General features: G+C 45.0%; 9 protein-coding genes. All 9 read right to left on the reverse strand.

Annotated features, from left to right (window positions below; genetic code table 11):
- Positions 1 to 64 precede the first annotated feature (64 nt).
- Positions 65 to 2,233, reverse strand: a complete 2,169-nt coding sequence (locus OCU77_RS21385) for a molybdopterin-containing oxidoreductase family protein (RefSeq protein WP_048897603.1) — start codon at positions 2,231 to 2,233, stop codon at positions 65 to 67.
- Positions 2,234 to 2,245: 12 nt separating this feature from the next.
- Positions 2,246 to 3,694, reverse strand: a complete 1,449-nt coding sequence (locus tag OCU77_RS21390) for a Na+/H+ antiporter NhaC family protein (protein ID WP_107302608.1) — start codon at positions 3,692 to 3,694, stop codon at positions 2,246 to 2,248.
- 324 nt (positions 3,695 to 4,018) lie between these two features.
- A complete protein-coding gene (locus tag OCU77_RS21395; protein ID WP_107302607.1) occupies positions 4,019 to 5,956 on the reverse strand; it encodes a monovalent cation:proton antiporter-2 (CPA2) family protein in 1,938 nt (645 codons plus the stop codon).
- Positions 5,953 to 6,576: an NAD(P)H-dependent oxidoreductase gene (locus tag OCU77_RS21400; RefSeq protein ID WP_390624780.1), complete on the reverse strand. Its 624-nt coding sequence runs from the start codon at positions 6,574 to 6,576 to the stop codon at positions 5,953 to 5,955. Before OCU77_RS21400 ends, OCU77_RS21395 begins: the two co-directional genes overlap by 4 nt.
- Positions 6,577 to 6,783: 207 nt before the next feature.
- Positions 6,784 to 8,367, reverse strand: coding sequence for a methyl-accepting chemotaxis protein (locus OCU77_RS21405; protein WP_048897600.1), 1,584 nt, complete (start codon positions 8,365 to 8,367; stop codon positions 6,784 to 6,786).
- Between the two features lie 332 nt (positions 8,368 to 8,699).
- A complete protein-coding gene (locus OCU77_RS21410) occupies positions 8,700 to 9,701 on the reverse strand; it encodes a patatin-like phospholipase family protein (protein WP_048897599.1) in 1,002 nt (333 codons plus the stop codon).
- Positions 9,691 to 11,022 carry a DUF4056 domain-containing protein gene (locus OCU77_RS21415; RefSeq protein ID WP_084711706.1) on the reverse strand — a complete coding sequence of 444 codons (1,332 nt, stop codon included), beginning with the start codon at positions 11,020 to 11,022 and terminating at the stop codon, positions 9,691 to 9,693. The genes OCU77_RS21410 and OCU77_RS21415 overlap by 11 nt, the downstream gene beginning before the upstream one ends.
- Before the next feature lie 6 nt (positions 11,023 to 11,028).
- A complete protein-coding gene (locus OCU77_RS21420; protein WP_107302605.1) occupies positions 11,029 to 12,192 on the reverse strand; it encodes a BamA/TamA family outer membrane protein in 1,164 nt (387 codons plus the stop codon).
- Between the two features lie 11 nt (positions 12,193 to 12,203).
- The gene (locus OCU77_RS21425) at positions 12,204 to 13,115 is read right to left on the reverse strand and encodes a hypothetical protein (protein WP_048897598.1); all 912 of its coding nucleotides are present in this window, start codon (positions 13,113 to 13,115) and stop codon (positions 12,204 to 12,206) included.
- Positions 13,116 to 13,198: the final 83 nt, after the last annotated feature.

A 13,198-nucleotide genomic window follows, 5' to 3' on the forward strand; every position in this document is an offset into this window, starting at 1 on the left:
GGCTTACCATAGCCAAGGGCGTTTTATTTCTTCACGGTTTCTTAAAGACCAAGATAAGACGACGTTATCTCACCCACTCTTTACTCAGCCTCACCCTAATCCCGTTGATATTAAAACTACCCGCTTCGCCTAATCCGCGCCCATCGTCATCACCGTTGGTTAACACATTGTAGTTAGATTCAAAAACATCACCTAAACGGTTGTACCCAAGTTCCGGATACCACCAGCTTAAATCCGCAACAACGACATTTAGTGCAAGATCTGGATCTAGCTTCAACTGCTGATAGATCGCTTGGCCACTCTCTGCCTCTATACGTACACTGTCACCCTCAATAAGCCCAAACGAAGAAGCTGTTTCAGGATGAAGCCGCACTAATGGATTAGGATGAGCATCACGCAACGCGGCTATTTGGCGACCATGCGAGAACATGTAATGTTTTGATTTGGCCGTAGTCAGTAGCAAAGGATAGCGTGAATTTTTAACCGCTTGCATAGGCTTAAACGCAGGCAATGGATCCGCACCTAACTGCACCAATCCCTTGCTATACAGCTCAACCTTACCACTAGGCGTTGGAAACCCATGATGCAAATATTTACGATACTGCTTAACAGGTGGTGTGGAAACCAAGCGTTGTTTTGCTTTTAATGCAGTGAAATCCACACCACTTGGCTGCAAGAATAGGTTCCAATACGCTTCATCTTGAAAGTGCTTGAATGGGTCTTGCTCTAACAGCCTGTCATGCTTCGTTTCGAAGACACCCAAGGCCTCACCGATAGCTGCAATAATCTGATGATCGGGTTTCGCATCCCCCACTTGTCCCAACTTAGGTTGATAACGAATCGCACCATCATTACCTTGAGTTAAACCTTCGTATTCCATAAAACTTGCCGCAGGAAAAACGATATCAGCCATCATCGCTGTTGGCGTCATAAATAACTCTGACACAGCAAGAAAGTCTAATGCTTTAAGCGCCTGATGCACTTTACGGGTATCTGGCCAACTTAATAATGGATTCGCACCAACCACAAAGCCTGCTTTCACTGGGTTTTGCTCATTATGCAAAATAGCATCAGTGATCCCTTGATTCGTCGCCCTGAAATACTCAGGGATAACTGGCGTACCTGCACTTTGATCTCGCTCGACTTGTGACAAGGCATTGACTTCTTGATCATCGTAAGGCCAGCGACCTGTTATCAAAGAAGCCTCTTGATTATGAAATTGTCCGCCAGGGACATCGACGTTACCTGTAATCGCCATCAAGATGGCAATCACTCGATTCACTTGAAAACTGTCACTGTTATGATCGAGCGCATTACCACTTACTATTACCGCAGGCTTAGCTTGCGCATAGGTTCGTGCTGCAGCCTGAATTTGGCTTATCTCTAATTGTGCATCTTGTGCCAAACGCTCAAATGAATAACAACTAAGCTGCTGCTGAAGCCATTCAAAGCCTACACACCAATTGGCGACAAAATCATGATCATAAAGATCCTCTTCAATAATCACTTTAAGCATCGCCAGCCCTAGGGACAGGTCTGCTCCTGGTGCAACACGTAACCACAGATCGGCCTGCTGAGCATGCTTCGTTTTTTGTGGATCAATGCAGATTGAGCTAGAACCCGCTTTAAGGGCTCGTTTTAAGGTTTTGACCTCACTAAAACGCGTGTGATACTTGTTAACTCCCCAAAACATGATGCACTGGGTTTGTTCATTGATATCATGACTTGGGCTATAACCTAATGTATATTCACGGCCCAGTTTTGTTGGAGCCCAGCAGACAGTTTCAGGGCCGACAATATTGGCTGTATTCATGCCATTGGCAAGTCGTAATAACTGGGTATTGATAAAGTCTTTCGAATGCCCATAAGCCAGAAAAACACTGTTATCGCCCCACTGTTGCTGAGTTTGCGCTAAACGCTCAGCCGTATAATTAATCGCCTCTTGCCAACTCACCGCTTGCCAATGCCCATCTCCTCGCTGACCAATTCGCATTAATGGCTGTGTTAGGCGATCGGGATGGTTCATGATTGCTAATGCGTTACACCCTTTACGGCATAACTGACCTTGCGACACGGGATCATCACTATCCCCCATGATTTTCTGACTGCCATCAAAAGACTCGATAACTTTTAACTGGCAACCGCCACCACAAAGCGCGCAGCTGGTTATTGTGACTTTTTTATCTTGCTGTCGATTAAGCGCGAGAGGCGCCGCTGCAAATAAGTTCAACATGGTCGCCCCCAATCAGTTTGTAATGTCTTTAGGCACACTGTAGCCTTGTGCGGGTTCGTACTTAATAAGCGTACGCCCCATGCCAACGAGCAACAGAGAGATAATAGGTGTAAGCCACACATACACAGCATAAGGCGCATAGACTAATGGGCTAACCCCTAGCGTCGCCGTCATAAATGCCCCTGCAGTTGTCCATGGTAATAACATACCTGATGTCATTGACCCTTCACTCAGCAAACGACTAAGCATTTCAGGCTTAAAACCACGTTGTGCATATACCTCTTTGTAAAGGGACCCGTTAAGGATCATCGATAGGTAGACTTCGCTGGTTGTAACGTTACCCAGTACACAGGTGCACAACGTGGTGAACACCAAACTGACGTTACTTTTAAGCTTGGGAAGGATCTTCTCAAGCATCACAGTAAGAAAATGTGCTTTCTCAAGTAAGCCGCCCATACAAAGAGCAATAAACGCCAACGAGAAAGTCCACATCATGCTTTGAATACCGCCACGGACCAGCAAGGTATCAGCCAGTTCATGACCCGTAGTGTGAGTAAAGCCGTAGTTAAGCGCTGCAAAAATGTCATGTAGACTATTACTTTGTACAACAGCAGCCACCAGACCGCCGGCGATAATGCCGCAAAACAAGGCTACTTGAGAGGGTATTTTGGCGAAAGTCATCGCCAAGGTGATCACAATGGGTGCTAATACCAAAGGATTCATATCAAAGGTTTGGCTGAGGACATGTTGTAGCTCAACAATATGTTCAGTCCCACCCGTTTCTGAACCCGCATAATACGCGCCCATAAAATAATAAGCGGCAGCAGATAATACTAATACGATGCGGTTAACTTTACTGACCGCTTTTAAGTGATCACTCACTGTGGTTCCTGCTGTCGCCGACGATAAAATCGTGACATCAGAAAGTGGCGATAAATTAACACCAAACACACCGCCTGAAATGATCATGCCAGCAATCACAGGTAACGGCACACCTAAGCTGATCCCCATGCCGATGAGCGCGACACCTATGGTAGAAGCTGCACCCCAGTTGGTCCCCGTGGCATAGGTGATGCCACAACAGACTAAAAAGCCAGCAGGTAAAAAGAGTGCGGGGGAAACAATATCTAGCCCGTAGTAGATCAAGGCTGGAATTGTACCAGCCAAAATCCAGACACCGATGATCATGCCGATAAGCAAAAAGGCAAACATAGCGCCCGTGGCATTTTTTAAACTATTACCCATGATCTCAATTTGCTGATCGAGGTTATAACCACAACGCCAGCAAAGTAACATGGTGAGAACCACTGCAATAATCAGCAAAATATGGACATCAAGATGAAAAACCATGATGCCAATAATCAAAGATATAGTGATGAATGAAAGTAGAAACACGGCTTCGCCAAAAGACGGCAGGCGAATACCTTTTCTTTTATCGATAAGTGATGAACGGTTTTCCACGGTCACTTCCTCTGAAGAAAAGTTGAAAGAGCAATTCTAAAGAGGAAACAGACAATATCTGTGACTTAACTGGTTGTTTTAGTAGACTTTATACTACAACCTTTATTTTGTTATACAAATCACTGTATATCGTATAAAAAATCAATTTATTAACAATATAGCACCCTAAAACATCACACTAGATTAAAGAAACACCAACTTCGCCCTATCAGCCGCGTTTATTTCCCTTAGTTAAATCACAATTATTTATCGTGAAATTTATAAAGCCCAATCACAAACACCGCCATTAGAGGCGGTGTTTGATTCGTTTGCTTACACGATCAGTTAGTTCACTTGAGGCTGCTCGTCATCCTCTAAACCGTCGGCATAACCTTTTGGTGGCGGCGTCCAGCCACGTTCAGAACGAGCATGTTTATCACTACGGTCAACTTTCATTTCTTCTGCCATGACTTCTTCAAGGCGAATGAAGAGTTCACGATAGTGATTATCAAACCGTTCGCTTTCAGAGTCATCCTCCCATACAGCATAGAGCTTGTCGGATTTACGCTCTTCTACCCGCTTATAGGTGTTTTTTTGCTGCTCAACAAAGAAAGGATGCAGACCAAGTGTTTTCATGGCATGCCCGCCAATTTCCAGTGCAGAGTGGTAGGTTTCTGATTCAATAATATCCGCCCCTGCCTGTCGTAGAAGGTAGCCATGTCCACGGTCGAAAGCGCGAGTTATAATTTTTACTTTCGGGTAGGTATGTTTAACGTATTTCACCAACTCGACACTGTGCTCATGATCATCAATCGCTATAACCAAAGCCGCCGCATGCTCAATACCTGCCGTATGTAATAAGTCAGGACGAGTCGCATCACCATAAAAGGCTTTTGCGCCAAAAGAACGCACAACATCAATTTGATTGGCTTGATGATCCAACACTACCGTTTTCACACCATTAGAAATCAATAAACGATTTACGATCTGACCAAAACGCCCTATCCCTGCAATGATCACCGTACCTTGATCGTCTATCACATCCATTTCACGATCATTCGAGGTCTTTTCAAAACGCGGTAAAATGACTTTATCGAATAGAATAAACAAGCCCGGTGTTAAGAACATAGATAGCGCAACCACCAACGATAGTGTTTGAGCAATATCAGCAGGGATAACATGATTTTGCAGCGAGAAACTCAATAGCACAAAACCAAATTCACCCGCTTGCGCAAGACTCAATGTAAATAGCCAGCGATCGCTACCTTTGATTTTGAAAATCAGTGCAAGGCTGTAAAGCACCAAGGCTTTCACAACCATGACAGCCAAGGTTAATGCGATGATAACGACAAAATCATTAAACAATACCGAGAAATTAATCCCAGCCCCGACCGTGATAAAGAACAGGCCAAGCAACAACCCTTTGAACGGATCAATATTAGACTCAAGTTCATGCCTAAATTCACTGTTGGCAAGCACAACCCCTGCAAGGAAGGTCCCCAACGCTGGCGATAGACCCACTAGGCTCATTAAGGCGGCAATACCAATCACCAACATTAGCGCAGTCGCTGTAAAAATTTCCCGCAAGCCTGAGCTAGCAACAAAACGAAACAGTGGACGACTCAAATAGTGTCCACCAACCACCACTGCGATAATAGAGCCTGTGATCACTAAGCCATACGCCCAACCAGGAAGGCCAGCAACTAAACTCAGTTCGTCATGGTGTTCAGCAGCTGTAGTTACGGCTGACTGTGCTTGCGCCACCAGATCCGGCATAGCCAACAGCGGAATAAACGCCAACATAGGAATAACGGCGATATCTTGAAAGAGTAATACCGAGAAGGCATTCTGGCCGCCCTCGGTTTTGCTTAATCCTTTTTCACTAAAGGTTTGCAGCACAATGGCTGTTGAAGACAGTGCGAAGATTAAACCTATCGTCAACGCTATCGTCCAAGGTTGCCCAAAGTACAGCGCAGCTCCCATCACAACTGCGGCCGTTCCTCCAACTTGTAAGCCACCTAATCCCATAAGGCGATTTCGCATCGCCCATAGCATTTTCGGTTCAAGTTCGAGGCCAACCAAAAACAACATCATGACCACACCAAACTCAGCAAAGTGCTGAATAGTTGTCGTCTCTTCACCGACTAAACCTATAATAGGGCCAATCACTACACCCGCGATCAGATAGCCCAATACCGAGCCTAACCCCAAGCGCTTAGCAACAGGCACTGCGATAACGGCTGCGGCGAGATAGATGAAGGCTTGCAGAAAGATACTGGTCATTTCGCCACCTCCATCTTAAATTGATCATCACCTAGATAGTGATTGAGTTTCTCGAACTGGGCTGCGTGTTCACGATCAATATCACCTGCGACGCATAGCTGCAGTAGATTCCGCCATTCAGCAAGGTGCGCATCAATCCGTTTCTCCTCAAGCGCAGTACGCGAGCCAAACAAACAAAAGGGAGGAAGGTAATGCATCCCCGTTAGACTTGCCATTTGCTCAAGTGGATACAGTAATTGGCGAATTGTAAAATGGTTGTAGCCTTCGGCACGGTAAGCATCTACTTTTGCACCGGCAGTCAGCGAACAGAAAAATGTCTTGCCCACTAAAGCATCACCGCCAGTTCCATAAGCAAATGTGTATTCCAACACTAAGTCTTGCCATTCTTTTAAAATTGCTGGTGTAGAGTACCAATAGAGTGGAAACTGAAAGATGATCACATCATGCTCGCGTAAACGCTTTTGTTCTCGATCTATATTGATATTGAACGTGGGATACTCAGCATATAAGTCGACAGTTGTTACACCATCCACCTGCTTTGCCACGTCAAAAAGGGGAAGATTAACCTCAGAACGATGCTGAGAAGGATGTGCAAAAAGCACCAATACCTTTTGGGTCATAATATCCCTTATTATGCTGCTGAAATATCTAGTAAATACTTGGCCGAAGCCTGGACATTGAGTTCTATAGTTATCACATATATGTTAACTGATAACTATAGGACTTAATGGGAGATATTGAGTATTACGGCTAAATGGCGGTACAAAATAAAAAGCCTCAGTGCAATAACACTGAGGCTCGTTAGTTGTATTCACGTAGCAAGAAACTTAACGTTGGAACTGTTTCATCAAGCGGCTCAGCCCTTCTAATCGCTCAACCAAGCGTTGGGTACTTTCAACAGCCCTATCACTCACAGAAGAAGTAGCAAAAGACAACTCGTTAATTTGCTCGACGTTACGCCCAATATCATCTGACACACCCGCTTGCTCCTCTACTGCTGCAGCAATTTGATGGCTATTATCCGTCACACGATTGAGCATCTCATTAATTTGACTCAGTTGATCGCCCGTTTCTAGCGCTTGGGCACGACATTGTTCAGATAAATCACCACCACGCTCAACGGCAGTCACAGCCTGCTCTGCTGTTTGCTGCAAGTTAGTGATCATCGTTTGAATTTCTTCCGTCGATGTTTGTGTCTTTTGTGCCAGAGAACGGACTTCATCAGCAACAACCGCAAAACCGCGACCAGCTTCACCCGCACGCGCTGCTTCAATGGCCGCGTTAAGTGCAAGCAAATTAGTTTGATCAGCAATAGAACCAATCACATCCAGAATACTTTCAATTTGGCGACTACTATCGGATAGCGCATTAATCACTTGCTTAGAATTATCCAATTCACTGTGTAGTGCTTGTACAGAATCAATGGTTTGCTGCACACGTTGCTGCCCATCTTCCGACATAGACTGTGCTTGTGAAGTAAGCTCCGAGGCTTGGGCTGCGCTCTCCGCAACTTCACGAATAGAAGTCGACATCTGTCCCATCGCGACACCAACATGTTCTGTGGCTTGTGTTTGACGTGCCAAATTGGTTTTTATTTCTTGTGAGTTAGCGCGTTCATCTTCAGCTGAAATCAGAATATCTGCCGAGGTTTCACTGGCACGGCCAACAATGGCACGAAGCTCTGCTTGACGCATACGCAACGCTAATTCAACCGCAGAATAGTCATCTTTACGACCGGTATAAACAGCTTCCATCAATGGATTATCGTAAGCCTTAGCTGCAAGTTCATTGATTGCCGCTTGACGCTTGCCCATAATGCCTGATAAACCCAATGCTAGCGACGAGATTGCCATCATACCAACAGAAGCAAGACTATAATCAGAAGCAAACATTTGGTAAGCCGCCAGACCTAAAGTCGCAACCAACAAGCCATTTAACAAATGCCCTTGGCGTAAACGCGGACGTGTGGCAACACCTGCTTTTTGATCCTGTTTTAGTTTGCTGTAAATGTCAGACGCACGGTTAATCTCATCACGTAATGGGCGACTTCGAACCGATTGATACTCAACAATCTGTCCTTTATCATCGGTAATTGGAGTTACAAATGCTGACACCCAGTAGTGATCACCATTTTTACAGCTGTTCTTTACCACCCCCATCCAGCTCTTACCTGACTGAACGTATTGCCATAGCTGAGCGAAAGCAGCTTTAGGCATATCCGGGTGACGCACTAAGTTATGAGGTTCACCATACATCTCTTCAGCTTGGTAACCTGCTACATCGCAAAAATGCTGATTCGTGTACGTAATATGACTTTTCGGATCAGTTGTCGAAATAAGGTTAAGCGACGAGGAATACTCACGCTCTTTACCCTGAGGTCGGGTATCTTGAAGCGGCGTTGTTTGATGCATTACCAGCCCTTAAAGAATAAAGTTTATTACAAGCAGATCAGGCCTCTGCCATTCACAGCAGAGAAATAAAAAATAAGCAACAACCTGCACATAAAGGACGAAACTGTGACATTTGTCCAACTTTATATACTAAATGCGAGTAAAAACAAGTCACTAATGGTGCAAAGTAAGTTTGAAATATTTAATTGATTTAATATCAACCATATTATTTTTAAATTAAAAAAACATGTGAAAAATCGTCGCATGCTCTCGCTAGTTTTGTATCTAACCGGTGATCGTTTATTAATAAAGATTAACGTCAAATACAATTAACTCACATCCAACTAAACCGCCTATTTGTCTGTACCCTCAAACTTATTTAACAACGCCTTTAGCTGAGGAATATGTGGCAGCATGGCTTGATAGCCAGCGGACATTGCGGCTTCACGGTCTTGTCTATTACCAAAATTAACCAAGCTGTCATCCCATGGCGTTGGTCTGACAACAATATCAGCACTATTCGTTTCTTTGCTTGAAGCATCACAACTTTGCAGCCAATACGTATTGGCTATTACAGTCGCAGCACTGTCTGTCAAGGGTGGAGGCTGACTACAAAATACATCAATCCCAATAACAATATCCGCTTTCATCTGGCGAGCGGCGTAAACAGGTACGGGGGACAATACACCACCATCAACCAAAATATCGTTATTATTTTGAACGGGAACAAACACACCAGGCACGCTCGATGACGTTTGTACAGCACGACCAATATCACCATGCGTGAACATCACGGTGCGTTTAGTTGTTAGGTTGGTTGCTATGATGCCAGTAGGAATCGGAAGATCTTCAACATCCTCATAATCCACTTGTTTATTGAGCCACTTAGCTAACGCTCTACCTTTAATTAGGCCTTGTTTCGAAACATTAAAGTCCGCAATTTCATGTTCAGCAAAAGAATACATGATCTTTTCAATTTCATCGTAATCCTTGCTGCTATAAAGCACCGCAGCGATAGAACCAACGGACGTGCCCGTTACAAGATCTGCTTTTATCCCTGCTTCATCAAGCGCTTTCATTACTCCAAGATGCATCATACCGCGAGCTGCACCACCTCCAAATGCAATCGCTAAGCGGGGACGCGTTGCTTTACCTTCGGTCACACCTATCTCACGGTGAGTCGCTTGGTTATCAGTTGGAGGCACTATGTCTTGCGTGGTAAGTGCATCGTAATAATTGGTCGTCCCACATCCCGCTAAGCCAGCGATCAGGCACACAGCCATTACCCACTTTTTGGTTGAGCTATTCAGTGGCTTAAATCGCATACCTAACGTATTTTGCTGGCTATTGGTCATTAGACTGCCTTAGTTGAAGTAAATCTTGTTCATCTAGTTGCTGGGCATAATCAGCAATCTGTTGAAAATGAGTATGCTCGATGCGATGTTTCCACAATGCTGGCGGGACATGAGAAAACGTATCGGCATAGTCTTCATCAACTTCCAGTACTAAGCGAGCAATATCATCTAACTGAATCCCTTCTACTTCACTGGCTAACGACAAGGCTGTCGGTTCAATGTGAGCAAGTAAAGCGTGTCGGTTTTGCTGCTCTTCACTGTTACCATTAGTGTCGGCATCAGCGACCATGTTTTTAAGCATATCGCCTGCCACTACATCCTTATCGCCACCTTTCGTCCCTAACACATGGGGCACTTGATGATCACCCATGGTGTAATGGCGTTTTAATATCATATATTTGCTAGGAATCGATTCTGTCGAATCCCACCACTGGCCATCAACAGCCGCTAACGCGAGCTGGGCCTGCTCGGTGCTGACAGCCCCAAGCTGCTTTAAGCTTGCGGCAATCCACAGTGTCAGATTCTGGTTATACTCGGTTTCATTCAACATCTTGTGTTGTTCAATCAACGCTAGTGACAACTTTGCCCCTAACATATTGGAGTACAAATCTTCGGGCGAATAGGCAGAAATCGTTTCAGGCCATTGAGAGAAACTACTGTAGCCATGCCATTGAGCAATTTCATGCGATTCCGCTTTGAAATAAGCAATACGCGCAGCCATATTGGCCGCTATCAGCCACTTTTGAGAATCAGTAAACCCAGACACATCAAACGCTTTCATTTCAACATAACGCGGGCCAAGTTCTGCAGGTAGCTCGATCCGATGCGTAGTGCCTAAATGGAGCAACATTTCAAAAAATAAACCCATAGTATCATCGGCGGTATCACGTACATGTGCTAAGTCGATGAAGCCACCTTGCGTGGTATAAAGCAGCCCATTATTTTCACTACCTGTAATACCAGATGCTGATGCTGAAGCCGGTGTATAGTGGTAGATTCCACTTGCAAACTTATGCGGACCAACCTCATCGAGGCTAACAACATTGTTTAAGCGAAAAAATGGGAGCGGTACAGGGCCTAGCCTCACCTTCTGCATATCACCAAACGCACAACAAGGGCGTACATTGTCAGGTACAGACAAATCAGGCAATTGCGACGGCGTTATCAACCACTCTTCTTGGCGGATTTCTCCGCCAGACAGTATGGTTTGAACCTGTGATTCAGAAGGCGTTGCATGAATCTGCCACGCCTCAGTTGCACAACCACTGAGTACTGCACACAGTGCTAAGCTCAGCAGTGGCTTCAAACTAAAATTTATCATTACTGATTAAAATGCTTCATTTATTGCAAAGTAAAAACCGCTTTCGCCGTTACCAAAGCCCATATCTAGCCGTAAATTGACCCGCTCTTTAATTTCAAAGCGGTAACCCACACCAACCGTTGTTAACCACTTTTCCTGTCCTAACTCATCAAGCTGGTTAGACAATGTGCCAGCCCCAACCCAATACACCATGCCATGTCGACCACTCAGAGGTTGACGATACTCGACTTGCGACAGCAGCATATTTCGGTCACGGTAATGCCCTTGTTCATAGCCACGCAGTGCACTCGCGCCCCCAAGCAGAGCCATCTGGTCCCAACTCACGTCACCAAAGTTAGCTTCAAGCAATGCCTGCCATGCGATAACACCATCAAAAGATTGCGGCGAGTAATAATCACTGTAATTCAGCGCAACACGATCGAACTCATGATCGGATCCCAATGCTTGGCTAAAGTGGGTGTAATCCAATTTAAGCAAATGTCCTTGCGAGGCATTTAAAGCAAAGTCACGCGAATCGTAAACTAAAGACATGGTCACACCTGCGCTGAATTGCTTATCAGGGAATTCAGCTAACGTATGCCCAATCCATGGCTTGTCGGGGTCATCAATTTCCGCCTTTGACGCTTCGTTTTTCGAAAACTCTACCCCTAAGCCCACATAAGTGTACGACATTACCTGTAACAGACCCTTAACGGACGCTGCATAAGTTCTACGTGTGTAATCAACGCGGCCATTATTCAAGCCTGCGTCCATCCCTATACCGTAAAAGACGTCGGGAGAATCCATCAGTTCAGCATCAATAAATAAGCGGTATTTATCATGAGCAAGGTAGTTGGTGTTACTAAATGACAGGCCATAAGCACCATTAATAGAACCAAATCCATTTAACGTAACGGAACTAGGCTGCGTCACGGTATCGTCAAGATCCGGCTTATAGAGACCAACCGCTGATATCCCCACACCGAATTGTTTTTCAGGTGTGTAAAACGGCCCAGGCATCACACTCCAATCGACCCCTTTCTCAGGGTTAAATTGGCCGTCTGCGCCCAACTCAAGCAACATCTGATTCAACCAGGCTTGATAACGTTCGTAGGTTGTCGGTTCTTTATCTTCAGCGTATGTAGGTAATGAGCAGGTCGCTGCAAGCAATAATGCGAGTGTTTTTTTCATTGTTCACTCACTTAAAATCGTCGGCCAAGGGCGATAAATAAAGATTCACGTGCACCAAAGCCAGCCTCGACTAATACATCCCAGTCGCGATTGAAGGCATATTGCATCCCAACCACATTATTCCAATTACTGTTGGCATGCTGGCTAACTTCGAACCCTGCACTGTCGTTACCCGCATCATTCGCAATCTTATCTGCAATGGCTACAACACTTGATGGCAACCCTAGGCTTGCTATATCGCCCGATAAAAACTGATCCACTTTTTGATACATAACACCGGTGAAAACTCGCAGTTCACGCCCCCCCTCGTACTCCCAGCGGTAACCGACACGTGGCGCAGCAACAAAAGTACGAATATCCCCTTCTATCGCTGAAATACTGGTGTAGGTGTAGTTCATATCAAGCAAACCGAACCAATTACCAACACCACCAGCCAGCGTTGTGCCGATACCGTATGTACCACCATCCATTTCTAGGTTAAACATGGTGTTTGCTGGCAGCTTATCACCAACAAGATTAATCACGCTGCAAAGTAAATTAGGACCGCCTAATTTGCTCGCATCGCAGCTTACTGAATTAATTTTGGCCTTACTCTCACCCTGAGTGTAACCAATGATGCCGTAAACATTCATAAACGGAAAAACCCACACATCACCACGAACAGTAACGTTAGATCCTGTGAAAGTGGCATTTCTTGCGTCGACATCAATCGCATCAAGCATAGGCGCACCAGTTAACTTAATGCTTTCAACAGTGATCGGGTTACTCATATCCATGTAAGATACAGAAATACCGTAAGGCTTCGGTAATGTGTAACCCAATTTTTCAGCTTCATCGCCCCAAATAGGGAAATAAGATTGTTGTGCAAATGTTGTTGGCGCAAATAATGCGGCCAACAGCAAGACAGCAGCGGGTGTTTTCAAAATTTCATCTCGACAAAAATAACACTCACCTTCAGATACCGCATTGAAATCTGGTAGAAGATGTTGTTTTTAATAGTTTTTAC

It is taken from the genome of Photobacterium swingsii (assembly GCF_024346715.1).
GTDB classification, from domain to species: domain Bacteria; phylum Pseudomonadota; class Gammaproteobacteria; order Enterobacterales; family Vibrionaceae; genus Photobacterium; species Photobacterium swingsii.